Annotated in this window: 21 protein-coding genes and 1 other RNA gene; 13 read left to right on the plus strand and 9 right to left on the minus strand. The window is 42.5% G+C overall.

All coding sequences use genetic code 11. The annotated features are described in order from the left end of the window. Positions 1–111: 111 nt before the first annotated feature. On the plus strand, positions 112–2,541 hold the full coding sequence (locus BFP97_RS11245) for a beta-1,3-glucanase family protein (RefSeq protein ID WP_069842514.1): 2,430 nt from the start codon (positions 112–114) through the stop codon (positions 2,539–2,541). Between the two features lie 151 nt (positions 2,542–2,692). Here BFP97_RS11245 and BFP97_RS11250 read toward each other — a convergent pair whose 3' ends face one another. Continuing rightward, complete coding sequence (locus BFP97_RS11250) at positions 2,693–3,556, minus strand: GH25 family lysozyme (protein ID WP_170827454.1); 864 nt, start codon at positions 3,554–3,556, stop codon at positions 2,693–2,695. A gap of 110 nt (positions 3,557–3,666) precedes the next feature. Here BFP97_RS11250 and BFP97_RS11255 point away from each other — a divergent pair, with 110 nt between their 5' ends. Then, positions 3,667–4,221, plus strand: a complete 555-nt coding sequence (locus BFP97_RS11255) for an HD domain-containing protein (protein ID WP_139135277.1) — start codon at positions 3,667–3,669, stop codon at positions 4,219–4,221. Positions 4,222–4,301: 80 nt separating this feature from the next. On the opposite strand, the gene BFP97_RS11260 is transcribed toward BFP97_RS11255, so the two are convergent. After that, positions 4,302–4,901: a hypothetical protein gene (locus tag BFP97_RS11260; RefSeq protein ID WP_069842515.1), complete on the minus strand. Its 600-nt coding sequence runs from the start codon at positions 4,899–4,901 to the stop codon at positions 4,302–4,304. Between the two features lie 174 nt (positions 4,902–5,075). Further along, positions 5,076–5,443, minus strand: a transfer-messenger RNA (tmRNA) gene (ssrA, locus tag BFP97_RS11265). Between the two features lie 164 nt (positions 5,444–5,607). Between ssrA and dnaX the strand changes: the two genes are divergently transcribed. Continuing rightward, on the plus strand, positions 5,608–6,723 hold the full coding sequence (gene dnaX, locus BFP97_RS11270) for a DNA polymerase III subunit gamma/tau (RefSeq protein ID WP_069842516.1): 1,116 nt from the start codon (positions 5,608–5,610) through the stop codon (positions 6,721–6,723). Here dnaX and BFP97_RS20840 read toward each other — a convergent pair. Further along, positions 6,706–6,840: a hypothetical protein gene (locus tag BFP97_RS20840; protein ID WP_255399445.1), complete on the minus strand. Its 135-nt coding sequence runs from the start codon at positions 6,838–6,840 to the stop codon at positions 6,706–6,708. The two genes, dnaX and BFP97_RS20840, sit on opposite strands and share 18 nt — an antisense overlap. Positions 6,841–6,983: 143 nt before the next feature. Here BFP97_RS20840 and BFP97_RS11275 point away from each other — a divergent pair, with 143 nt between their 5' ends. Next, positions 6,984–7,439 carry a hypothetical protein gene (locus tag BFP97_RS11275; protein WP_069842517.1) on the plus strand — a complete coding sequence of 152 codons (456 nt, stop codon included), beginning with the start codon at positions 6,984–6,986 and terminating at the stop codon, positions 7,437–7,439. Between the two features lie 792 nt (positions 7,440–8,231). On the opposite strand, the gene BFP97_RS11290 is transcribed toward BFP97_RS11275, so the two are convergent. From BFP97_RS11290 to BFP97_RS11310, 5 genes are all read right to left on the minus strand, one after another. Further along, positions 8,232–9,119 carry a DUF3078 domain-containing protein gene (locus BFP97_RS11290; protein ID WP_069842520.1) on the minus strand — a complete coding sequence of 296 codons (888 nt, stop codon included), beginning with the start codon at positions 9,117–9,119 and terminating at the stop codon, positions 8,232–8,234. 82 nt (positions 9,120–9,201) lie between these two features. Beyond that, positions 9,202–11,061 carry a LysM peptidoglycan-binding domain-containing protein gene (locus tag BFP97_RS11295; protein WP_139135278.1) on the minus strand — a complete coding sequence of 620 codons (1,860 nt, stop codon included), beginning with the start codon at positions 11,059–11,061 and terminating at the stop codon, positions 9,202–9,204. A 14-nt stretch (positions 11,062–11,075) separates the two neighbouring features. After that, positions 11,076–11,717 carry an O-methyltransferase gene (locus BFP97_RS11300; RefSeq protein ID WP_069842522.1) on the minus strand — a complete coding sequence of 214 codons (642 nt, stop codon included), beginning with the start codon at positions 11,715–11,717 and terminating at the stop codon, positions 11,076–11,078. After that, the gene (locus BFP97_RS11305) at positions 11,717–12,952 is read right to left on the minus strand and encodes a M16 family metallopeptidase (RefSeq protein WP_069842523.1); all 1,236 of its coding nucleotides are present in this window, start codon (positions 12,950–12,952) and stop codon (positions 11,717–11,719) included. The genes BFP97_RS11300 and BFP97_RS11305 overlap by 1 nt, the downstream gene beginning before the upstream one ends. A gap of 71 nt (positions 12,953–13,023) precedes the next feature. Beyond that, the gene (locus BFP97_RS11310) at positions 13,024–14,070 is read right to left on the minus strand and encodes a DUF2652 domain-containing protein (protein ID WP_069842524.1); all 1,047 of its coding nucleotides are present in this window, start codon (positions 14,068–14,070) and stop codon (positions 13,024–13,026) included. 76 nt (positions 14,071–14,146) lie between these two features. Here BFP97_RS11310 and BFP97_RS11315 point away from each other — a divergent pair, with 76 nt between their 5' ends. The 9 genes from BFP97_RS11315 (at position 14,147) to BFP97_RS11355 (ending at position 24,779) form a co-directional block, all read left to right on the plus strand. Beyond that, entirely contained in the window at positions 14,147–15,139 is a 993-nt protein-coding gene (locus BFP97_RS11315; RefSeq protein WP_069842525.1) for a glycosyltransferase family 9 protein, read from the plus strand. 70 nt (positions 15,140–15,209) lie between these two features. Further along, the gene (locus BFP97_RS11320; RefSeq protein WP_069842526.1) at positions 15,210–16,499 is read left to right on the plus strand and encodes an aminopeptidase P family protein; all 1,290 of its coding nucleotides are present in this window, start codon (positions 15,210–15,212) and stop codon (positions 16,497–16,499) included. A gap of 1 nt (position 16,500) precedes the next feature. After that, the gene (locus BFP97_RS11325) at positions 16,501–16,941 is read left to right on the plus strand and encodes a GNAT family N-acetyltransferase (protein WP_069842527.1); all 441 of its coding nucleotides are present in this window, start codon (positions 16,501–16,503) and stop codon (positions 16,939–16,941) included. After that, complete coding sequence (locus tag BFP97_RS11330; protein WP_069842528.1) at positions 16,938–17,351, plus strand: RidA family protein; 414 nt, start codon at positions 16,938–16,940, stop codon at positions 17,349–17,351. The genes BFP97_RS11325 and BFP97_RS11330 overlap by 4 nt, the downstream gene beginning before the upstream one ends. A 58-nt stretch (positions 17,352–17,409) precedes the next feature. Then, the gene (locus BFP97_RS11335) at positions 17,410–19,788 is read left to right on the plus strand and encodes a hypothetical protein (RefSeq protein ID WP_069842529.1); all 2,379 of its coding nucleotides are present in this window, start codon (positions 17,410–17,412) and stop codon (positions 19,786–19,788) included. Between the two features lie 164 nt (positions 19,789–19,952). Next, positions 19,953–20,504, plus strand: coding sequence for a mechanosensitive ion channel family protein (locus BFP97_RS11340; protein ID WP_069842530.1), 552 nt, complete (start codon positions 19,953–19,955; stop codon positions 20,502–20,504). A 69-nt stretch (positions 20,505–20,573) separates the two neighbouring features. Beyond that, positions 20,574–21,884, plus strand: coding sequence for a DNA recombination protein RmuC (gene rmuC, locus BFP97_RS11345; protein WP_069842531.1), 1,311 nt, complete (start codon positions 20,574–20,576; stop codon positions 21,882–21,884). A gap of 244 nt (positions 21,885–22,128) precedes the next feature. Next, on the plus strand, positions 22,129–23,187 hold the full coding sequence (locus tag BFP97_RS11350) for a hypothetical protein (protein WP_139135279.1): 1,059 nt from the start codon (positions 22,129–22,131) through the stop codon (positions 23,185–23,187). 8 nt (positions 23,188–23,195) lie between these two features. Continuing rightward, the gene (locus BFP97_RS11355) at positions 23,196–24,779 is read left to right on the plus strand and encodes a hypothetical protein (RefSeq protein WP_069842533.1); all 1,584 of its coding nucleotides are present in this window, start codon (positions 23,196–23,198) and stop codon (positions 24,777–24,779) included. Position 24,780 lies beyond the last annotated feature (1 nt).

Here is a 24,780-nt window from a genome sequence, read left to right on the forward strand (position 1 = left end):
GCCTTACTTCTCAGTTACTAATTCATTTTTTAGCTGATTACCACTAGTGCAATTCCATCAGGGATTGGTAGTTTTCAATTCAAAACACATAGTACTATTTAATACTAAACCATGAGCACTCCACAGACCATCCCCGGTTACATCAAAGTGACCATTACTAACAACTCAAAAATCAATGAAAACGAGCTTTACATATTTCTGCAAAGCCAAACCGAGATTTATCAAATCTCTAAAACAGATCGAAAAGCCAGTATTGCATCACCTCCGAGTTCTACGACTGGTAAGGCAACTACTACCGATGCACCATCTATTAGTTTAGCTTCACTCAAACAAAATGGAGAGTACGCTTTTTTCATTGATCAGTCGCAAAAGTTGAAATCGGGTAGAATGTATTTCAGTGACTCTGCATCTGCGGTACAAATAACAAGCACCAATGGCGTATTAGGTTCTATCAATGGCCCCTCACCCACGGCACCGTTTATTTTCGATTTTGTAGAACTGACCATCAAAGGAAATGAGGAAGTCAACTTAGATACTACACAGATCGATCAATTTGGTATGCCGATTACTGTTCAGGTCACTCCTGGAGATACCAATTTCCCTAATGGTACGGGCATTAAAGCAGGTACGAAAAGATCCACAGTGATCTCAAATTTCAATGCACTTTGTGGCAATACAGCTTTTGCCCCATATAAAAACTGTGCACAACCAATTCCCGCCAGAGCAGCCGTTCCTGCAAAGGGAAGTACCCCAGCAAAACCTGCGGTTCCAGCGTCTCATCGCTTAATCGGTCCTCAACATCTTATTGATACTTTGATTGTGCCGAACCAATTCAAAGGTGATGTTAGTAATGCTGCTACTGGTACACCCAATACGGCTACCTTCACACTCACCACAGCAAATCAGAACTTTGGAGCCATCACTGGATGGGTAGCCTCAGGGCCAGGTGTGCCTCCTGGCGCAACAGTAAAATCAGTTGCTTCTAATCAGCTTACACTCGAAAGTACTACGGGTGAATTTGTTAATATAACTGGCGTTCAACTATGGTTTTACGAAAAGCATTCTGATGCCATCATTAACAGTATGGATGATGCAATCCACCAGATGTTTACATACTATAAGACACACAAACTATATATGGTAGCCAACGGCACCAATAGTGGTACTGAGGTTTATGAAGGTGAGGTCATCACTGACTTTGTACTGCCTGACAGTCTTCCGGATATCAATGGTAATGTCGGAACGAAATACTGCGTCTTTCAATTTAAGGGAACAGGTTACCGTTATGATGATGCCTCAAATGTCTTGACAAAGGTACCTGGTCTGGCGGCTGGTGAAACCAATGTTTACCAAGTCTTCTATCCTTACTTCTCTACGAACTGCGTGAGCGCACCGGGAGGTAATGCATTGACCAAGAGAAATCCTCCAGCACCACCCGTTTGGTTTAAGCATAGTTGGGGAGCAAACATACCGGCAACCGATGGTGGACCATTGGGAGACATTAACATTGTATCTCCTGCTACCCAAATGGCTTTAGGTTGTGCAGGTACATTTGCGGATAGTTCCTACCAAAGCTGGGCATATCATGCCTCTTCAAATAACAAGCTTCAAGATGCCACGGTTCTGGGTAATATAGAAAACCAGTTGGTAACCATGTTGAACCGAGGTATCTCTCCAAATACCGGGTCTGGAAACAACAATCTACAGCTCAAACTGGGCTACATCACGCATGACGGACTCGATCCAATAGATCTATCTAAGTTGACATCCGTTCCAGCTACTGCACCTGCTGCACCTACTTCAACACCTGGTGCGATGACCAAGTTCAGCTTAGGCAATCCGGTAGGTACTGGCATTCCCGTTGAAACCATCAGCGGAAATCTGTACCTCTCCGGCACTTTAATACAAACCTTCACAATTGATGCTGCAGGTACGGCAACCTTTAAAAAGAATGGTACACCTGCTAACTATGCCACCGGATTAAGTTTTGATAGTGCTACTTCAACCCTTACCATCAATTGGTACAATGCTGTTAATATCTCTGCTGTGACTGCCGAAATTTCATTTTCTTATGGAAACGTGTTAAGTGACAGGTATGCTACTCTTCAATTTCTAGATCCTAATAAACCAACGGCTTCCGTGAAATTCACCAATGACTTAGGGAAAGATAATACCGACATTGAGGTTGGTATGCAGATGACCACTACTTCAGAATTTTCACAACCCATGGAAGTCTACTATGTCAACAGTGACAAGAGTAGCATTATCCTAAAATCGCCAATGCCATTTCAACCCTTTAATGCTGGCATCCTGCTCTTCTCAAACTTCTATCCAATGAACAAGAATACACCTGATGGTGCTTGGAATATGTACTCCTATTATTTCCACAACGGCAACCTTGGAACTGATATACCTACAATAGATGGAAGAGGCTATGCTTTTCCTTTTGATGACAATGGAGGCTACAGTTCCGACTTGGATGTCACCATGACGGCAAGTACGGTTGTGGGTATCGATGTAACCTTAAATGAAACAGTTTAGGTTTAGATAAGCCCTAATGTTATGATTCATGCCATTCGCTCAGGAATGGCATGAACGCAAAGGGTGAAATTGCCATATTAGAAAACAGGAATTGATATAGGAACTCTTTCGGTCTAGATAATCATCAAGACATTCAGAGTGACGGAATCATTTATAATCCACTCTTCCAGAAGGACTTCAATTCACTGGCGGTACCCGCGAAAACATCGCGATCACAATTGCCGATTCCATTGACGCTATGTGGTTCTGGTCCATGGACACCATCGGTATATTGCCACATGGTATACTTAGACCAGCCGGCAGGCAGGCTTGGATTAGCACTGTACTGTGCCAACCACAAGGGGCATTGACTCAGCACACTATTACCCCCGCCAACTGACTGTTTGATCAGGCTGCCACCATATAACACGGGATAACGACCCACAGCGTCTTTCACCCGCTCTACAAATTCTACCGCTTGGGCCAAGGTCATTGTTCCCTGAGAGGCAATACCATTTTCTTCCCAGTCTAGGACCAGAAGGGTATTGGCATCGGCTGCTGCCACTTGCAAGAAGTGGGATACTTGTGTACCTACATCCTGAGCCGTACCAAAGTGGTAAGCACCCCAAAGCAATTCTTCCTGCCCTGCGGCAACTCTCTTGGATACATATTCAGGGTCGGTATAACTAGCTCCTTGCGTGGCTTTATGGATTACCCCCAAGAGTCCATCTGCTTTCACTTTAGCAAAGTCGACATTAGATTGAAAGTGAGAAATATCGACCACCGCATTGATATTACCCACGGGTGGAAATACGCTTGCTGTAAACTGAAAGCCTAGGGCTTGAGCCGCAGCAATGGTATTATTACCGGCCATTCCATCTGCTGAAAGTCCATGGGCCGATTGAAAGCCTTTAGTAGCCGCTGCCGTGCCCGACCCGAAAATACCATCGGCCGCACCTGCATTAAGTCCTTCTGTGTTGAGAAAATTCTGCCAGTCTTTCACTTGCTGGCCTTGAGAACCAATTTTTAAGAGCATATGTGTGTTGTTTGTGTGTAGAAATTAAGGTAGGTTTTTCGCTCCAAAAAGTAAAACCGAGAGTCCTCGCTAAGAATGATGCTTTTAAGATTTAAAAAAAGAAAAAAATCATGACCTTTCGAATCATGAGGTTAGACGATAAACAAAGCCTGCTTCTCGAATTTGTGAAAGCATGCCATACCGACCAGAAAAGGAAATATACCCACGAGCCTTATTGGCACCATGTTTATGCTGTTGCGGAAATAGTTGCGGAGTACGAACCCTCTGGAATAGAAATCGCTTTATGCCATGACCTCTTGGAAGATACCGAGTGCACAGAAAGTGATTTAAGTGAAAAACTTATAGCCTGCGGATATCAGAATGAAAAAGCAGCCTTTATCATTGCCGGAGTGCTTGACCTAACTGACCAGTTCACCCACGAGGCATATCCTGATTTAAACAGAAAGGCTCGGAAAGAGAAGGAAGCCGAACGACTCGGAAACATTAGCTATATAGCCCAAACCGTCAAATATGCGGATTTGATCAATAATTCAGAGTCTATTACGGAACATGATAAAAGCTTTGCCAAAGTTTACCTCTCCGAAAAAGCGGATATGCTCAAACTTATGGATCAAGGACACCCTGAATTGTTTAAGAGGTGTATTAACATATTGGAGCAAATCTGAAAAAGTAGTTAAGAACAACAATAAAAAAAGCAGGCCCAGACCTGCTTATCTATGCCTTAAATTATATAGAGAATTCTAAGTCATTTCCCCTCATACACCGCCTTGAAGTAATAGACATTGTTTGAAAACCTAACGTTTCTCTGGTAGACTCCTCCTAAAAACTCAGTGGCGTAACCGTACTCCTCAGATACCAGGTTTTGCATCTGTTCCAGTTTCCAGCCTCGACTCATAAAATGATTGACTATGGATATATCAGAGCGCATTTTGACCCGATTATCTTCTTCATCTGCCAGTATATAGGGACGATTGATTCCATCATCGATCAGTACTTGCCAATAGCGACTCAGGGCGGGTGAGAATGGAATCACTTGAATAATAATTTCCTTGCCTATTAAAGCATTTTTATCTAACACACTTACCTTCTCATTGATTCGGGGTGCTTTTACCAACTTTTCGACTCTGGCCCTTAGTGTTTTTCTCAAGGTAGTGGTATCATCGCCAGTGAGGAGGTAGTAGTGATACTCATATTGAGTCGTTCTCACATGTCTCACTGGATAAACTCCGACATCTTTGACATACAAAGAATCTGGGGTGGTAACTTCTTCTTTTTTTAACCCTGGAAGCTGAGCGTAAGCTTGAAAGCCTAATAGCATCAGCATGATAATAGATATTTTTTTCATGTATGTGGTGTTAGGATTTTAAACACCAAAAAGGCCTCAAAACCAGTGCCAGTTTTTGGAGCCGGAGGAGGGATGAGCGTTAAGAATTCTTCCGGTGGAAGAATTTAACGAATAGCCAGCCTGCAAGGCAGCCCCTGAAGGCGTAACAAAAAAACCACCTTTTGGTGGTCTTTTTTGTGGAGCCGGAGGGGATCGAACCCTCGTCCAGATAAGGAACACTAAGTGCCTTCTACATGCTTATTTGCTGATTAATTTTCGAGTTTGATAAGGACAGCAGCCACCCTGATTCAAACCTTAGATGCGATTAGTCTTACGCTTACGTCACAACTCCGCAAGCGCCAGTTCCGCAGTTGATGCCTCGGTTGCCGACCCGGCAGAACAGGGGGTCAGCGAGACACATTGCTATCTAATACTAATTAGGCAGCAAGGGCGTATTGTCTTTCGCCATTTATAAAGTATGATCGTTTTATTTACGGGAAATACGAACAACTCCCGACATGCTTACACTCGCATTTCACCTACTGTCAATTCCAGTCGGCCCCATGCAAAACATCGCAGCCTTGGCGTAGATGTAGACAAATAAACACCTTCGCCTAGGCTCCGGTGTTTGATACAAAGGTAAGGGCTTTTTGGTTCACATCCGTCCTTTGAAAAACTTTGAACAAAGAACATTCAACATCTTCCTTAAGATTTATATCTTGCGGCAATGGAAAACTTCGTTGTCTCGGCTAGGAAATACAGACCTGTTGGCTTTGAGGAAGTGGTGGGACAAGAACACATCACTACAACCCTTAAAAACGCCATTGACAACAACCAATTGGCCCAAGCACTCTTGTTCTGTGGACCAAGAGGTGTGGGTAAAACCACTTGCGCCCGGATTGTGGCCCGATTGATCAACGAGCAGACCATTGAAAACCCTTTAATGGGTAATGATACTTTCAACATCTATGAACTGGATGCTGCTTCAAATAACTCGGTAGATGATATCCGAAATTTGATTGAACAGGTCCGCTACCCTCCTCAACAAGGAAAGTTCAAAGTATACATCATAGATGAGGTGCACATGCTATCTAACCAGGCCTTCAATGCATTTTTGAAGACCCTGGAAGAGCCTCCTTCGTATGCCATCTTTATTTTGGCTACCACAGAAAAGCATAAGGTTATCCCGACCATTCTTTCTCGTTGTCAGATTTTCGACTTCAATAGAATTGAAGTAAAAAATATTGCCGATCAATTGAAGATGATTGCCGAAAAGGAAGGCATTGAAGTTGAAGAGGAAGCACTTAATCTGATCTCACAAAAGGCAGATGGTGCCATGCGTGATGCATTGTCTCTTTTCGACCTGATCGTTACTTTCTCCAAAGGACAGAAGGTTACCTACAAGGATACGATTGATAACCTTCACATTCTGGATTATGATTACTATTTCAGAATGACCGAAGCCCTCTTCACTGAGAATACTACCAATACACTACTCATTTTCGATGAGATCCTAAAGAAAGGTTTCGATGGACACAATTTCATTGTGGGTCTAAGCAGCCATTTGCGTGACCTAATGGTCTGCAAGGACAATGCAACGGTCGAACTTCTCGAAGTATCAGATAGCGTAAAGGCAAGGTATACGGAACAGGCTAATCAGATCCCGCTATCCTTCTTGCTGACGGCTTTAAATATTGCCAGTCAATGCGACATCAATTACAAGGCGAGTAAGAACCAACGACTGCATGTAGAGTTGGCCTTAGTTAAAATGGCCCATCTCAATTCAGCACTTTCGCTAGCCCAAGTGAGCGCCAATGGTGACTCATCAAAAAAAAAACTCTAACTGAACCGGCTGAAGCGCCAGCAAAACCAGAAATAAAAACAGAGGCACCTCCTGCTCCTGCTCCTGCTCCTGCTCCTGCTCCTGCTCCTGCTCCAAAAAAAGAAGAAGCGCCTCCATTACCAACCGCTCATGATGAACCTCAGCAGGACGAACCTGAGACACCTCCTGTTACTGAAGCAGAATCTGTGGCTCCTGCTACTGAGAAACCTGCAATCCCTGTTGCTAAAAGGCCTAGTATTAGAAAGTCACCTTCTAAAACTATGTCAGTACCTACTGACCTGAATGCCTTAAAACAAGAAATCAACAAACCCAAGGAAGAGGAAGCTGAGCAAGAAGAAGAAAAAGTCGACTTAAGAGATACATCTTTTACCCCTGAAGCCTTTGAGGTGGTGTGGCAAGACTTTCTAACAAAAGGGAATTTTCAAAACCTCGATCAGGAAGTACTTAAAAACCCTTATCAACTAGAGGGCACCAAAGTGATCATTTCTATACCAAATGAAGCATTGGTCTCAAGTTTCGAAAAATTTAGATCTGAGCTCCTTCAGCATTTGAGAAATTCTCTCAAGAATGACCATATCTCTCTCCAGTCTAATGTGGTGGAGATTGCTCAAGAGAAAATGCTCTATACCGATCGTGAGAAGTTCGAATTCTTAAAGAATAAATACCCTGCTTTAAAAGACTTACAGGAAAAACTAGGTCTTGATCCAGAGTTTTAATACTACCGTCATTACGAGAGTGCAGCTCGAGGTAACCTTCTGATCAACCCCCTTTTCTTTTTCTGAGCAAAGCGAAGAATCTAATATTGAGTATAAGATCCTTTGCTGCGCTAAGGATGGCCAAACGATAAGGTCTGTGAGTACAACCCCTCTGTATCTCCCCTTCAAAAGGGGAGAAGTTGATAGTCAATATTAATTCCAAAAGGCCCGTCATTACGAGAGTGCGACTTGACGTAATCTTCTGATCTACCCTATTTCTTTTTCTGAGTGCAGCGAAGAATCTAAGATAAAGCATAAGATCCTTCACTGCGTTCAGGATGACGAAGCCATAAGGTTTTGGGAACAACCCCTCTGTGTCTCCCCTTGAAAAGGGGGAGAAGTTGATAGTCAATAATCATTCTAAAAGGCTCGTCATTGCGAGAGTGCGACTTGACGTAATCTTCTGATCTACCCTATTTCTTTTTCTGAGTGCAGCGAAGAATCTAAGATAAAGCATAAGATCCTTCACTGCGTTCAGGATGACGAAGCCATAAGGTTTTGGGAACAACCCCTCTGTGTCTCCCCTTGAAAAGGGCAGAAGTTGATAGTCAATAATCATTCTAAAAGGCTCGTCATTACGAGAGCGCAGCTCGAAGTAATCTTCTAATCAACCCTCTTTTCTTTTTCTGAGCACAGCGAAGAATCTATCATTGAGGATAAGATCCTTCGCTACGCTCAGGGTGACGAAGTGATATAGTCTAAGAAAGCAACCCCTCTGTGTCTCCCCTTCATAAAGGGAGAAGTTGAATTGGATTAGAAACCGAGCACAAAGCCCACATTGATCACATTCTTGATTTGCAAGTCCCTCCCCTGACTGCCATCGGATCGGGTGACGATTACATCATCGTCATATATCAGCTGGGTACTGATATTGGATTGGATAAAGTCGTTCACCTTAAGGTTGAGCACGGCTTCTACATTCACAACGGTGTTAGGAAACTTCTCATAGTTAGAGAACAAGTTGAAATTTGTCTGGAACTTCACATTCTCCATAATATCCTTCTGGTAGCCTCCACGCAAACTTATCCCAGCCTCAGACCTTACCTTATCATTTGGTGTAATACCAAAAGCTCCAGCCTTGGATAAGGAATCGTTCAGTACAAAGGTAAATCGACCAGTAAAGGGTGCCAGAGTTGCCGTATAACCTTTTTTACTATCTCTAAAAGTCAAGCCCAACGAAGCCTGTAAATAACCAGGAGCCATAAAGTTGGAGATCAGTGTTCTTCTAGTCTCGCTAGAATTTGGAATGTTCTCAATTTTATAACCACGATCCATTTGGGTCCTGAAGTTGATGGCCGAAGTCATCAGCACTTTCTCACTAAACTTCTGACTGTACTTAGACGATAGTAGGACTTGATCATCCGTTTTTTCAAAGCGGTTTCCCCCTCCACCATTTCTAATTACACCATAGCCGATTTGCGCTGCATTCTCCCAGAGAATTTCGTCTTTTTCGTAATTGATAAACCCATCTATTCCCCCTCCAATGGCGACTGAAGACTCACCCCCAGCTGCCCAATTCGTCAAGCCCACTTGTTGTACTGTCAAGTTGAGTTTAGCTCCCTTTTTCCAAAAAATAAGGCTATCTGGGACGGTGGTCGTAGTGTCCTTGTCCTCTGGCTTTTCTTGAGCAAAACTGTTCATTGATGTGATGGCACCCAATAAAAAAATAAGAAGAAAGCGCTGTGTCCAGCAAAAATTGGCGCGTTTCAAATCAATAATACTCCTAAGGTCTCTTTAAAATTTTCAGTTGGTCTCCTGGGGAAAGTTCGTTACTTTTTTTGTTATTCCACTTCATAATGTCTTCAACAGTTACATCATAAAGTTTTGAAATTGACCAGAGGGTTTCACCAGCCTTAACCTCATGCCTTAGCTCTTTCAAACCAATAATCTCAGCTTTCACCTTCGGCACCAACAATTTGATCTCTTGATTGACCTCTAAACCATCTTGAATACTCAACTGATTCCAAGCCAATATATCGTCAATCTCAACGCCATAAATCCGAGATATTGCAAAGAAAGTTTCTTTGGCTTTCACTTTGTGCACCACAATAGTCTCCGTCTCTGTTTCCGCCAAAGGCTTAACAGTTTTGGGTTGTACAAAAACCTCATTCTCTTCAGGAGATGCTACTTCTTCCACCTTTCTTCCATTACTTCTATCTTCCACAGCAGTGGCCAAAGAGACTTCCGTAATTAAGCGATCTTCCGCTGAGACTTCATCTCGCCTTTTGAGCACATTACTATATTCAATCGGGATGTTCTGCGGTCTGATAAAACGAAGCCACAATACTCTTCCCACCTTGGGTTCCTCCGCCTCAGCCATGCGATTCTTTTGTCTCAGCTTCTTTAAGCGCACGCCATAATCCTGTGCAATAGACCATAATGTCTCTCCTTGCTGAACGACATGATAGTGCACTTTCCCTTTAGCCTTTTTATTCTTTAGGTAGTAGTAGCCATCTCCTTTAAAGCGGTTCTTGGAATTGATATCGTTGAACTTTGATAGTTTGTTTATGCTGACTCCCGTTCTCCTGGCGAGCGATTGAATATTCTCATCTGCTCTGGCTCTAATCGCAGGAATGCCATTCATTCTGATTTGACCAGACTCATAGGCTCGGCTGATATTGCCCGTCACCTTAGGGTATACCCCAACATTTCCCTCTAGCGGCCTGAATGAATTACCTGCCAGTACTGAAGTTGGTCGTTGGCGCTTACTATTATTCACCCGAGTATTGGTTTTTGGCTTGTTGGTAGGTTTCGGCTTATCCCTGTTTTGCGCAATTACTTGTTGCTTACCCTTAGCTGGGTAAATCACCATGTAAGACTTGTCATCCGGTATTCTTGATTGATTCAGCCATTTATTGAATCGCTTTAATTCGTCATAGTCTACTCTAACATCTTGACTCACCTGTCTGAGCGTTCTACCCTTACCTTCAAATTCATTGAGGCGCACTTCAGGGTGCTTTCGTCCTTCGCCAACGAAGTCTTGAAAAGCTAGTTTATGCGCAATAAATTTCTTGATATACCAGTGAGACTTCCCGGTAATATTCATGGACTTGGCTCCATAAAGTTTGTCCGCAACTGATCGTTGTGTACCCGTAAGTCCTTGGAGGTAGGATTGTAAGGAAAGGACCCAATTGTCAAACACAAAATTCGATCGCTTAAGATACTTTGTAGCACCTATGGTGGAAGCGATGATATGCTTACGCTCATCCACCACATTATCGACCCTAAGTCCCAATTCTTGTGCCGAAGCTTTCTTAAACTGCCAAAAACCCACTGCATTAGAGGTAGACACTGCATCTGAGATAAATTCTCCTTCCTGGATCGCCAGGTACTTAAAATCATCGGGAATGCCCTCCTCTTTCAAGACTTTCTCCACAAAATGCATATAGAGGTTCGACCGATCTGCTTTAAGCTGAAAGTGGTATTGGCTTCTTACCAGCAAGTCTAAGGTTTCAGCTATTTCCTTCTTTGCCTCATTGTTAATTTTGAGCTTGACGCCAGCAACGGTTATTTGGGAGGGGACATTCATTGGGGCTTGCGCTAAAGAGCTCAACGAAGCCATCATTAGGATGATGAATGACACTAGGAGATGCCTCACTATTTTTTTCTTATTACCATCAAGCCATCTCTTACTGGAAACAGTACGTTTTCAACTCGATCGTCTTCTTGAACGAAACGGTTAAAATCTAAGATTGCTTGTGTGTCCTTGTCAGTTTTCTTTTCTGTCTGCACTACTTTGCCACTCCAGAGCACATTATCGGCTATAATGAATCCTCCAGACCTGACTTTATCGAACACTAAGTTAAAGTAATTCGTGTAATTTTTCTTGTCAGCATCGATAAACACCAAGTCCAATTCAGCGTCTATTTCTGGAATTAATTCCATGGCATTTCCGATGCGATAGTCAATCTTTTCGGTGAGGCCAGCCTTATCGAAGTAATCCCTTACCATTCCTTCCAATTCCTCATTAATATCAAGGGTAATGAGCTGACCATCTGGTGCTAAACCTTCTGCCATGCAAATGGCTGAATAACCTGTATAGGTACCAATTTCAAGAATACACTTAGGTTGAATCATATGACTCAACATAGAAAGCATTCTACCTTGAAGATGGCCAGAAAGCATTCTCGGCATCATCACCTTAGTATGCGTTTCTCTGTTTAATTCGGCTAATAGGCCCGTTTCCTCATCAGAATGTGCTTCTACATAAGCTTGAATATCGGCAGGTAAAAACTCCATTAATTCTTAGGTAAAAAGGTTAGGTGACTCATCTGATCTTCTACGAGTGACTCATTGGCAATATCTTGAAGCAGTTCACCACTAATCGATCGAATGTTTTTAATAATGCTCTCCAGACTATGCACCTTATTGAGGTCGAGTATACTCTTTCCCATCATGAGCATTAGGCTGGCATTGTTTTCCTCCGCCATAGCCAACTGCCCAACCAGCTGTTCCTTTGCCTTGTGTAATTGCAAGGTACCAAGTCGCTTATCTCTTAGCAATTTGAGCTCTTTCGAAATCAACTTTTTACTTCGCTTTACCTGGCTTAATTCTGTACCATAGAAAATGGCAAACAGTCCAGTATCCGAATACGGATGATAGGCTGCTTCTATATTATAGACGAAACCATACTTCTCTCTTAGCGCTAAATTCAAACGAGAATTCATTCCGGGACCACCCAAGATGTTCATGAGCATGAAAAATGGCAGTCTGCGCTTATCGTTCAAAGCATAGGCAGTTGTACCAATGGCACAATGCGCCTGTGTGATATTTCTTTTGATAACCTCCGAACTTGGGGTATACCCTTCGAAGGTGATGCGTTGCCTTTCGGCTTTGACATGGGGAATGGCTCCAAAATACTTTTCCGCAAGTTTTTTCACTCGCTTTAAAGGAACGTTTCCAACACAAGAGAAAACAATGCCTTCGGTATTCATATTGGCTTTTAGAAAGTCTTGAAAATCTTTTCGGTGAAAGGATTTCACACTGGATGGTGTACCTAAGATATTCTTGCCCAAAGGGTGATCCTTAAAAACCACATCATCGAACTCATCTTGTATGGCATCTTCCGGACTATCATGATATAGTGACATCTCTTCCAGAATGACGCCACGCTCGTTTTCGATCTGCTTCTCTGGAAAAATTGAATCAAATGTAATGTCCTGAAGCAACTCAAAAGCACTTTCCATATGCTTTTCTAATGCCGAAGCATAGAAGCAAATCTTCTCTTTAGTGGTATAAGCATTGAGCTCACCCCCAACTGAATCGAGTCGATTTAGAATATGGAAAGCCTTACGTTTCTTGGTACCCTTAAAGGCCATATGCTCCCAGAAATGAGCAATACCCAATTGATCTTCGCGCTCATCTCTGCTCCCAATGTCGAGCACAAAGCCACAATGAACAATTTTAGTACTTGGTACTTCTTTGTGAACTATTCTGATGCCGTTTGGCAGTGTAAATAGGTTATAATCAAGCATCTCCGGGTCTCCTCAATTCGGCAAAGATAATTATTTAATAGGCATGAAAGAGAAAAGAATTGGCTTTGTTGCTAAGCCACCTGCTGCTTTTCAATGTAGCTTTTCATACGCTCAAGGTTATGCATAGCTTGGCCATAGATCATATCCGAAAACTCTGCAGGGATTGGCTGCCGATCTCCCGTCAAAGCCCTGAAAGATAAGTTAGTACCGTTCTCAGTTTTCTTAAGCTCGTAATAAGTCAGTAAAGTCATACCACTATTGAGCGAGCGAGCCTTTTCAATATAAACGATCTGATCATTCTCCCCAACATCCTGCAAGGTCTTTATATCGAAGGTATCGCCATCAAACTCGCAGATATGTGTACTGCCAATGCGATTGATACTTGAATCCATTTTCAGGTCGATCAAGCCATCGACAAAATTTACCTTTTCGTTATTGTCAGTTAGTGTAGCATGAACCTCTTGCAATGACGCTTCAATCTCTATGTCCATCACTCTGGCCAGACCAAAAACAGAAGAGTAGTCCTCAGCACTTTCCGGATCTAACACCTCATTCTTCAAGTGGCTGATTGAAGCATACTGGTAGGACACCCTCCCAATCAAATCGTAGTGGTCCTCAGTACTTTCCCAACTTAATAGAGAATCTTCGCCTGAAAACTGATAGGCGTCCGTCACAAGAATATATTCTTTGGAGGGCACACTGTTTTTCATCAAACGATGCGCAATGATCATATCCGGTCCCGAGAGTTTCGTGAATTGTGCTATCTTAATTTCTTCGAACATTCCATAGTGTACAATGAACTTCAGAGACAAGTCACTTGCATTGTTACAGGCCCCACACCGACATACACTATCCCTTTCAATCACCTTCAAGAAGTAATGAAAGTTCTTGAAAGCGTCAGCACAGATAGCCTCGATTTCTTCTTCTGATACTCTTCCATTAGCATAGGTTAGCAGCGCATCACCTTCAATTTCTGCAAGGGTAAATTTGGATTGAACAGAATCGGCTATGACCTGAAGTAACTCATTGACAATATGCGTGCTGTGACTCAACTCCGTTTTGGTCATAAAGCTGGTGTACCCGCTAATGTCTGGTATCAGTATGGTGGCTTGTTGCATGCTAAGTTTCGATCTAATACAGTGAACACATTTTTCGGAAAATCAATTCCTTTATATTTGAGTGAATTCACTGTCAATGGCAATTCGTCAAATACTCGTTATTCAAACCGCCTTTATCGGAGACGTTATTTTAGCCACGGGGTTGCTAGAAAAGTTACATTCTAAATATCCGGAAGCAGAAATCGACTTTCTTGTCCGCAAAGGCAATGAGAGTTTAATGAACGGACATCCCTTTATCAGGGAGACAATTGTCTGGAATAAAACAGGTGGAAAGTATAGAAACCTGTTCAAACTGATCGGTAAGGTTCGTAAAACCAGGTATGATTTGGCCGTAAATGTTCAACGATTTGCTAACTCAGGTCTCATCACTGCCCTATCCAAGGCGAAACTCAAAATCGGTTTTGACAAGAATCCCTTCTCCTGGGCTTTTGATGAAAAAATCCCTCATGAAATTGGTAATGGAGTTCACGAAGTGGAAAGAAATCATGACCTAATTCGAAAACTTACGGACAGCCAGTACTGTAAACCGAAACTTTATCCATCGGCACAAGACTTTGAAGCCATAAAGCCATGGCAGGGAAAACCCTACATCTGCATGGCCCCAGCCTCGGTTTGGTTCACCAAACAGTTTCCAAAAGAAAAATGGATCGAGCTTATAAAAGCCCTAGCCTTCCAAGTCAATATTTTTCTGCTCGGGGCACCTTTGGATAAAGACTTGTGCAACGAAATTATGGAGAAGTCAGGGCATTCGAATGTCCAGAACCTTTGTGGCCAACTCTCATTGTTACAGTCTACCGCCCTGATGAAGGATGCGGAAATGAACTATGTCAATGACAGCGCTCCCATGCATCTGGCCTCTGCCATTAACGCGAAAACTTGTGCCATCTTTTGTTCTACTATTCCAGAATTTGGTTTCGGTCCGCTTTCAGATGAAAGCCATATTGTTCAAGTAGAAGAACAATTAGAATGTCGACCCTGTGGACTGCATGGCAAAAAAGCCTGCCCGAAAGGTCACTTTAAATGTGGCTTCGACATCAGCACTAAGCAGTTGGTGTCTGTTTTAAACTGACAGTTCAAAGAAGCCTTCCTTTTCTCGTCAATTCCTGCTTAATTCGTTGAATCACTATAGACTTAGCGCCATGAGATACGAGCATATCGGTAAAGACCTTTTTATAAAGAACAGAGAAAAATTAAAGGCGAAAATGAAGCCCAATTCTATCGCCATTATTTGTTCTAATGATATTATGCCTACCAATGCCGATGGCACCATGACCTTTCGCCAAAACAGCAACCTGCTTTACTTTTCTGGCATAGATCAGGAGGAATCTATCTTGATTGTTGCCCCTGATTTCCCTGATCCTAAGATGAGAGAAATACTCTTCCTTAGAGAAACCAGCGAATTGATCGCAATATGGGAAGGACACAAATACACCATGGAAGAAGCTACCGAAACCTCGGGGGTTTCCACCATTATGTGGAACGACAAATTCGAAAGCACGCTGAACACACTTTTGGCAGAAACTAATAACATCTATCTCTATAATAACGAGCACATTCGCAATGGCTCAGAAGTAGAAACTCGAACTGACAGGTTTAATAAATGGTGCAGAGCAAAATACGCCAACTATGAATTTGAGCGCCTCGCACCGATAGCCTATGATCTTAGAACGGTTAAGGAAGCAAGGGAAATTGAATTAATGCAAACGGCTTGTGATTTGACCGATCAAGGCTTTCGAAGAATTCTGCAATACGTGAAACCAGGGGTTTGGGAATACGAAGTGGAGGCTGAATATCTGCATGAGTTTGTGAGAAATAAGTCCAAAGGCTTTGCTTACACTCCGATAATTGCTGGTGGTGGAAATGCCTGTGTACTACACTATATAGAAAACAAAGATCAGCTTAAGGATGGTGATTTACTGCTTATGGATGTAGGCGCTGAATACGCCAATTATAATGCAGACATGACGCGCACCATTCCGGTAAATGGACGATTTACAGATAGACAAAAAGACGTTTATAATGCTGTCCTCAGGGTTAAAAATGAGGCTACAGCATTATTAACACCGGGTAATAGCATACCAGATTATCATCAGGAAGTTGGCAATATCATGACCAAGGAATTATTAGGTCTTGGTTTGATAGATCAGACTGATGTTAAGAATGAAGATCCTGCCTGGCCTGCCTATAAAAAGTATTTTATGCATGGTACTTCTCACCACATTGGTTTAGATGTACATGATGTCGCCAGTATTTACACCGATTTCAAACCAGGCATGGTATTCACCGTTGAGCCAGGCATATACATACCGGATGAGAATATCGGGATCAGAATTGAAGATGATATTATAATTACCGAAGACGGCCATCATAATTTGATGGGCAATATTCCAATTGAGGTCGAAGAAATTGAAGAGTTGATGAATTCCTGAAATGGAACTTGAAATTGTTGAAACTTCAGTTCTAGAAGCCATAGCGGTGTTAAGGTCGCTTCCAGAGTTTACTCCAATGCGTGACGATGACTATTATACCGACAGGATAAGAAATTCAAAGCATCTTGCACTGATCGCGAAGATAGATTCGAAACCAGTGGCTTGTAAAGTAGGCTACGACAAATTAAATGATGGATCATTCTACAGTTGGCTTGGTGGGGTGAACCCAGCATACCGAAGACAAGGCATTGCTCAGGCGCTTGCAGATAAACAAGAAGCTTGGGCTAAGCAAGAAGGCTATGAATGTATAAAATTCAAAACCTTAAATAGACATAAGGCGATGCTCATTTTTGCCATAAAAAATGGATTTGAAATCTATAACATTAAGCCTAAAGATGAGTTGAAGAACTACCGGATTGAGATGATTAAAAACCTATTATGAGTGAAAAATTCAACAGTCAGAAAGCACCAGAACCTGTAGGCCTATACCCTCATGCCAGAAGAGTTGGAGAACTCTTATTCTTATCGGGTGTCGGACCAAGAGAAAGAGGAACCAAAGACATTCCCGGAGTGACTTTGGATGACTCCGGAAATATTGTTGACTATGATATTGAAACACAATGCCGATCGGTTTTCAATAACGTAAAATTGATACTCGAGGCTTCAGGCAGTAGCTGGGATAAACTGGTAGACGTTACAGTTTTCCTAACAAACATGAAGGACGACTTCAAGACTTATAATCGAGTTTACGCTGAATACTTCAAGGATAACCAGCCATGCAGAACCACAGTAGAAATCAATTGTCTCCCGACACCTATTGCGATTGAGCTAAAGTGCATCGCTACTGTATAAAGCATTCCTAAGCATTTGTTTATCTTCATGAGGAAATATTCAACCTCACATCAAGAAGATGATCAAATTTTTTAAAAGAATCTGGAAAGCAATTGTTGGATTTCTAAAGAAACTTAATCCTGGCCCTGTTGCCTGGAAAGGAGCCAGCAAAGCGATCGGCACAACGGTTGTCATTATTTGGATCATCGGCTCTATGATGATGTTTGTGACGCAACCACAAACCTATTTCGGCATAGCAATGGTGCTATTAGGGATAATTCTTGCCTTTCTTATGGGTGCCGGAGCCCTTCTTGCTCGCCTTCTTGTCAAAAACATGAACAAAGGGCTTTTTTGGGTCATACCAGGAGCTTTTTTCTTAATGCCATTTGTTTTTGGTATGGGGAGTTTGAGTTGGAAATTCCCGGTATTGGTTGTCGTCTTCTCAGGAGCATTAGGCGCAGGTATTTTCACCCTCACCAAAAAGACAAGGTCAGAATTAACCCTACTCCAAAAGATAGTCGCTTCAACAGGCAGCCTGTTGGGAATTGCAGGTTTGGTATGGGGACTTATTTGGTTAGCTGACACAGGCTTTAAACCCGAAGTGGAACATATCAATGCCGCTAAAAAATCAGAATACCGACCGGAACACATTCAACTTCCGGATCCATCAGAACCCGGGCCATACGAAGTGGAATACCTGACATATGGAAGTGGTAAAGACAAGCATCGGGACGAATTTGGGTCTGATGCCACCATTATTACCGATTCTATAGACGGTTCCCGGCTACTTTCTGGTTGGAAAGCAACGCCTGGAAAATTAAGAACATGGTACTGGGGCTTTGACGATAAGGCACTCCCAATCAATGGGCGAGTTTGGTACCCAAAAGGTGAAGGTCCATTCCCTTTAGCACTTATTGTACATGGCAATCACAGCATGTTTGATTTTTCTGACCCCGGCTATGAGTACTTAGGTGAGCTTTTGGCAAGTCAAGGAATGATCATGGTCAGTGTGGATGAAAACTTTATCAACAGTGGTTGGACAGATTTTATTGGTGATGGCCTGAATGAAGAGAATGATGCCCGCGGATGGCTTCTACTAGAACATCTTAAGTACTGGAAAAAATGGAATAATACCGAAGGAGGGCTTTTCAATGGAAAGGTTGATATGGAAAACCTGGCTGTTATGGGGCATTCAAGAGGTGGAGAGGCAGCTGCTGTTGCCGGCTTTTTCAATCGACTCCCCTTTTACCCCGATGATGCCAAGCAGGTCTTTGATTTCGACTTTAACATAAAAGCTGTCGTGTCGATCGCGCCAGTGGATGGACAATATCGACCTGGTAATGTCAGTACGCCACTGGAAAATGTCAATTACTTGGTAATCCATGGCGCAAATGATGGGGACGTTCAGTCTTTCGCGGGATTAAGACAATATGAAAGGCTAGAGTTCAATGACTCCTCGGATTACTTCAAGTCGGCCGTTTATGTTTATGGGGCCAATCATGGACAATTCAATACCACCTGGGGAAATCGCGACTCAGGATTTCCTTTCGGATCACTCCTAAATGTTGATGCCTTAATGCCTATGGAAGATCAATTGAAGATAGGTCAGGTTTATATCAGTGCATTTCTGCAAGCCAGTTTACAAGGCAAAAAGGAATATGAATCGCTGTTCAGAGATCATCGGGCTGGTGAAAAATGGTTACCAGAAACGATCTATTTGAATCAATACGAGAACTCAGATTGGAAAGTCCTTGCCGACTTTGAAGAAGATCTGGATTTGACCACAACTTCTTCTGGAGGTAAAATCAAGACGAAAAACCTCACGGTATGGAAAGAGCAAATTGTGGGTATGAAGTGGGGAAATCGAGGCACCAGAGCCGCTTATATTGGTTGGGATAGCTTGGCATATGAAGCTGACACAGCCAGTTATGAAGTGGTCTTTAAAGAAAGTATAGATGCATCTCAATCCTCATACTTGACTTTCGAAATGTCTGAAGCCAAAGGCAGTACTTACCCTGACAAAAAGCGAGACGAGGAAAAAAAGAAGAAGGAGCAAGGCAATGAGGAGGAGAAAAAAAACGAGGACATAGAAGAGAAAGAAGAAACTGAGGACAAAGAAGAAGATGATAAAGAGGAAGAAGACGATAAGGACGAAGAGAAAAAGGCACCTGAGCCTCTAGACTTCACCATAGAATTAGCGGACGTAAATGGCAATACTACAGGTTTCAAACTGAGCGATTATAGTTACCTTCAAAGACAATTATCTGTGGATGTACTGAAGAATAAAGAACTTCAGAGCACCAAACGATCTGAGGCAGTTTACAATACATTTTTCGTTGATTTGAGTAAGTTTTTAAACTTAGAAGATTTCGATATCACTGCGATTAAGTCTATGAAACTCATATTTAATCAAAGTCACAAAGGGCTTATAATTCTGGATAAAATAGCGGTTCATTAGCGCCTAATTCTTCCATTTTCATGACGTTCAATCCCATATTGGGAATATCCGTAAGTTGTGTGATAACGTCAAAACCCCAAATATTCAACAGAAAGTAGGGTTTCTTTCCGGCATGGCGTACTGGTATATGTATTGCAGGACTACTTGCAAACAAACTGACCAAAATGAGTACGCTAAACTACAACATCCAGAGTGCCCTACTCGCACCATTGAGTAATATCGGCAGTGGTATTTTACTAAGATTATTGAAGCCCTTCAGCATTGGGGATTTTATCGAAATTGATGGTCAAGTAGGATCTATAGAGAGAAGTGGCTTTCAAAGAACTACCATCAAGAAAATTGACGGCTCCGAAATTAAAGTCAACAACTCCATTTTTTACCAGAGAGATCTGCACAACCTTTCAAGCAAAAATATCATTGCTTTGGAATTGACAATCGGTGTAAGTTACCAGAGCAATATGACTAAAGTGAAGGAAGAAATCATGGCTTTCTTTACCGAACACGAACGACTCCTTAATTCACCTAAGGCCAAAATTCAAGTATCTAAAATCAAGAATGACTTTGTGGAGCTTTCCATTAAACCTTGGTGTCTTTTAGACGATTTCCTAGCATTAGATGCCAAACTTGAATCTCAATTGACCGAGCACTTAGTTTCTAAAAACGTAATACTAGAAGAAGAGAGGTCTCTTTTCAGCGAAGCCAAAATGCTTGCCTAAACTTTAATCCCTTCAATAACTCATACAAATACCTCTGAACAGATATATTTGTAGAAAGACTGAGTATTGATGGAGATAATTTGGCTGATTTCGGGGGTAATTTTGGGTGGACTGGTTGGTTGGTTTATGGCCAAAAGCAAGTCTAACACTTCGAATACGGACCACAACGACATCCAAAATAAATTACAACTGGCAGAAGAGCGATATGCTATGATCGCCAAGGAATTGACTGATGTCAAACCAGAGCTTTCGCAGGAAAGAGATAAGAACCTAGATTTAAGCAATCAGCTTACCCAGGTTAAAACCGAACATAAAAATCTTCAGTCAAAGCTTGGAGAGCAAAAAGAGGAGTTGGAAAAACTGAACCAGCGCTTTGCCCTTGAGTTCAAAAATTTAGCCAATGAAATCTTTGAGGAGAAGAGCAAAAGATTCACCGAGCAGAATAAGACCAATATCCATGATCTCCTGAATCCCTTAAAAGAGAAAATCGGGGAATTTCAGAAGAAGGTAGAAGATTCTAACAAGGAAGGGGCAGAAAGAAATGCTTCTTTAGTACAGCAAATCAAACATCTTAGCGACCTCAATAAGCAAATAACCAAGGAAGCTGAAAACTTGACAAAAGCACTGAAGGGTGATTCTAAAGCTCAGGGAAATTGGGGTGAGGTAATTCTGGAAAGAATTCTAGAAAAATCGGGGCTTGAAAAGGGCCGTGAATATGAAACTCAGGTTTCCGAAACTGGCGATGATGGAAAACGGTATCAGCCTGATGTAGTCATTAAGTTACCGGACAATAAACATGTGATTGTCGATTCCAAAGTTTCATTGACGGCATACGAGCGCTTTGTCAACGAGGAAGATGACACTGAAAGGCTTACACAACTCAAACTCCATATCAATTCGATTAAAGCACACGTCAAGGGACTGAGTGAAAAGAGCTATCAAAACCTTTATGGCTTAGATGGACTCGACTTTGTATTGCTTTTCATTCCCATTGAGCCAGCTTTTACCCTAGCGGTTCAGCACGATCCGGATTTGTTCAATGATGCCTATGCTAAGAACATCGTCATTGTAAGTCCAACCACACTGATAGCCACCTTGAGGACTATTGCTTCTATCTGGAAGCAAGAATATCAGAACAAGAACGCCATAGAAATAGCTCGACAAGGGGGAGCGCTTTACGATAAGTTTCAGTCATTTACTGAAGATCTAATCTCTATTGGAAAACATCTCAATGGAACTCAGAAAGCCTATCAAGAGTCCATGAAGAAGCTTTCTGAAGGAAGTGGCAACTTGGTGAAGCGTGCTGAAACACTGAAAAAACTGGGTGCTAAAGCCAGCAAACAAATGGATGAAAGACTCCTAAATAGGTCCGAAGAATAAGACCTGACACCTCTCCTTTTAAGGATCAATTTTAAGTCCCCTGATTTACAGCGACTTGTAACGATAAAAAACAACAAAAGATTGTATGTGAAATGCAATTTTTTGTATATTTACAGTCCTTTCACTTATTACATCACCTAAGTCGCGTTTAAATGCCTGAAATGGCGTTTATATGATATAGAGACTCCCTAAACAGTCCGGTGATAGATTACACTAGCTGCACTTTGACCAAAACACGATTACAATGGAAATGCAGGTTCTATCCTATAGAACTCATGCTTTTTTAAAACGCCTGTGGTGTGTGACTATCCTACTTTTAGTCATGGGAACACCTGTATCCTTTGCTCAAAGCAATAATCAAACTCTTTATTTAGATCAAGATGGCCAAGCGGTCCTAGATGCCAATGGCCTTGAACTCTGTTTCGAAAGCGAAATAGTGACCACTTGCACGCCTTCCAGAGCAATCGGTGATGACCATGCCCTTTGGCTAAGCAATAATATTTTTCCAGGAAGCACAACAGACTTCCTATTCGAAAGTGGCGCTGAGTTTTCTCAGTTCCCTGATGGAACAGCCACTATTACAGGAATTGTATACAATACGGCCAACCCAACAGACAAGTGGGAGGTAAAACTGTTCTTAGCAGACAAAAAGAATTGGACTGAGTGGAGTAATGCAGGTCGCAACTATAAAGATGAGAGAGGCTTTACCGGTAGTAATTACACTGACTGGAGCTATTATATTGAGGATCCTGCGAAAGTTAGCGAGCTAGTCGGCCTGGCAGACAATGCCGGAAGCTCACTTACGATTGAGCATATGCCGTCAAATTATTATTACGGCTTTCAGGTAGGAACAGCTGCCAACAACAAAAATGCAGACTTTGGTCTCTCGGGATGGTTCAGCTACTCTTGGGATGGTGTAAATTATCATCAAGGCGATTTCAACTTAGACCTTAACAATTGTCAGGATAATGAAACCCTTCCGGTTGGCGAAGTAACGAGAACATTGAGTCAAGAGATTTTCACTTGTGACGATCTGGGTGAAAACACTGTAACATTGACAGCTACTGATGAGGAGGGTAATGTCTGTACGCAAGAGTTCACTGTAACAATTGAAGACAACATCGCTCCTACTGTGGTGACCAGAGATATTGCAAGAGTGATCGGAGCAGGTGGGCAGGTAACCATTACTGCTGATGATGTACTTAACTTTAACTGTGGTGGCGGTACTTCTATCCCTCAGCCTGTACCAGGATCTGGTGAGGTGACAATCGAGTTTGCTACCTGTACCGAAGATAACTGTTAACCCTTACCGTGACTGATAATGCCGGTAACCAGACTGTAAATACTTTCAACGTTACCATCTCTGATGATACTGCGCCTACAGTAATCGCGCAAGACTTAACCATCGCCCTAGATAATGACGGACTCGCTTCCATTACTACCAGTCAGGTCGACAATGGCTCTTCTGATAACTGTAACATCACCCTAAGCCTTGACAGGTTTGCCTTTGATTGTAGTGATGTCGGACAGCATACCGTAACACTAACCGGTACGGACCCTAGTGGCAATACTGCCTCTGCTACCGCTACCATTACCATCATTGACAGCACAGCTCCTACTGCCATCGCGCAAGACTTTGAAGTATTCTTAGATCAGGATGGAGTGGCCACTATCACTCCTACTCAGGTAGATAATGGTTCTAATGATAACTGTGGTATCGCTTCCATTACTCTGGACAGAGACACTTTCGGATGTGCTGACCTTGGTGAAAACACTGTAACACTCACAGTGACCGATACCAATGGTAACACGAGTACTGCTACTGCAACCATTACAGTAACCGATAACATCGCTCCTACCGTGGTAACCAGAGATATTGCAAGAGTCATTGGAGCTGGTGGGCAGGTAACCATTACCGCTGATGATGTGCTTAACTTCAACTGTGGGGGCGGTACTTCTATCCCTCAGCCTGTACCAGGATCTGGTGAGGTGACAATCGAGTTTGCTACCTGTACCGAAGATAACTGTACCATCGCCTCTAAAGAACTTGATAAGTACACCTTCGATTGTAATGATGTTGGGGTTAATACTGTAACTGTTACAGTAACCGATCAAAGCGGTAATAGTACTGTAGCTACTGCCACGGTAACCATTACTGATAATCAGGCTCCGGTATTGGCTACTCAAGACATTACCATTCCGCTTGATGCAGATGGTATTGCTACCATTACTCCGGAGATGATCGACAACGGTTCTAATGATGGTTGTGGGGATATCACACTCACCCTTTCTAAAACTACTTTCAACTGTGATGAGATTGGCCCTAATACCGTAACACTTATCGCTACCGATGCTTCTGGCAACACCGCAACTGCTACTGCTGTAGTGACTGTGGTTGATGACCTTGCCCCTACAGTGGTCACGCAAAACATCCTGATCTATCTGGATGAAAACGGTAATGGTAAAATCAGAGGTACTGATGTACTCTATATCTGTGAAGGAGCTGATGTTAATGTACCCGATCCTACTCCGCCTTCTTCTGGTGGTGGTAGAGGTCGTGGACGCGGAAGACCTACAGAACCAACAATAGACTACTCTGATGTAATCGTTACCTCTGATGTAAGTCAGTTTACCTCTTGCACCGAAGACAACTGCGCCATCGTTAATGCTACCCTTTCTAAAAATACTTTCAACTGTAGCGATATTGGAGATGTCTCTGTTATGGTTACTGTCACCGATAGCAATGGTAATATCTCTACTGGTATGGCTACCGTAACTGTAGCTGATAATACACCGCCTACACTCTCCACTCAGGATGTAGCACTAAGCCTGGATGCTCCATTACTCTGGACAGAGACACTTTCGGATGTGCTGACCTTGGTGAAAACACTGTAAC

It is taken from the genome of Roseivirga sp. 4D4 (assembly GCF_001747095.1).
Lineage (GTDB): Bacteria > Bacteroidota > Bacteroidia > Cytophagales > Cyclobacteriaceae > Roseivirga.

Bases quoted from the DNA above. Each gene is read 5' to 3' on its own strand.
- BFP97_RS11245 (WP_069842514.1), top strand. From the start codon at position 112: ATGAGCACTCCACAGACCATCCCCGGTTACATCAAAGTGACCATTACT.
- BFP97_RS11250 (WP_170827454.1), bottom strand. From the start codon at position 3,556: ATGCTCTTAAAAATTGGTTCTCAAGGCCAGCAAGTGAAAGACTGGCAG.
- BFP97_RS11255 (WP_139135277.1), top strand. From the start codon at position 3,667: ATGACCTTTCGAATCATGAGGTTAGACGATAAACAAAGCCTGCTTCTC.
- BFP97_RS11260 (WP_069842515.1), bottom strand. From the start codon at position 4,901: ATGAAAAAAATATCTATTATCATGCTGATGCTATTAGGCTTTCAAGCT.
- dnaX (WP_069842516.1), top strand. From the start codon at position 5,608: ATGGAAAACTTCGTTGTCTCGGCTAGGAAATACAGACCTGTTGGCTTT.
- BFP97_RS20840 (WP_255399445.1), bottom strand. From the start codon at position 6,840: ATGGAGGCGCTTCTTCTTTTTTTGGAGCAGGAGCAGGAGCAGGAGCAG.
- BFP97_RS11275 (WP_069842517.1), top strand. From the start codon at position 6,984: ATGTCAGTACCTACTGACCTGAATGCCTTAAAACAAGAAATCAACAAA.
- BFP97_RS11290 (WP_069842520.1), bottom strand. From the start codon at position 9,119: ATGAACAGTTTTGCTCAAGAAAAGCCAGAGGACAAGGACACTACGACC.
- BFP97_RS11300 (WP_069842522.1), bottom strand. From the start codon at position 11,717: ATGGAGTTTTTACCTGCCGATATTCAAGCTTATGTAGAAGCACATTCT.
- BFP97_RS11305 (WP_069842523.1), bottom strand. From the start codon at position 12,952: ATGCTTGATTATAACCTATTTACACTGCCAAACGGCATCAGAATAGTT.
- BFP97_RS11310 (WP_069842524.1), bottom strand. From the start codon at position 14,070: ATGCAACAAGCCACCATACTGATACCAGACATTAGCGGGTACACCAGC.
- BFP97_RS11315 (WP_069842525.1), top strand. From the start codon at position 14,147: ATGGCAATTCGTCAAATACTCGTTATTCAAACCGCCTTTATCGGAGAC.
- BFP97_RS11320 (WP_069842526.1), top strand. From the start codon at position 15,210: ATGAGATACGAGCATATCGGTAAAGACCTTTTTATAAAGAACAGAGAA.
- BFP97_RS11325 (WP_069842527.1), top strand. From the start codon at position 16,501: ATGGAACTTGAAATTGTTGAAACTTCAGTTCTAGAAGCCATAGCGGTG.
- BFP97_RS11330 (WP_069842528.1), top strand. From the start codon at position 16,938: ATGAGTGAAAAATTCAACAGTCAGAAAGCACCAGAACCTGTAGGCCTA.
- BFP97_RS11335 (WP_069842529.1), top strand. From the start codon at position 17,410: ATGATCAAATTTTTTAAAAGAATCTGGAAAGCAATTGTTGGATTTCTA.
- BFP97_RS11340 (WP_069842530.1), top strand. From the start codon at position 19,953: ATGAGTACGCTAAACTACAACATCCAGAGTGCCCTACTCGCACCATTG.
- rmuC (WP_069842531.1), top strand. From the start codon at position 20,574: ATGGAGATAATTTGGCTGATTTCGGGGGTAATTTTGGGTGGACTGGTT.
- BFP97_RS11350 (WP_139135279.1), top strand. From the start codon at position 22,129: ATGGAAATGCAGGTTCTATCCTATAGAACTCATGCTTTTTTAAAACGC.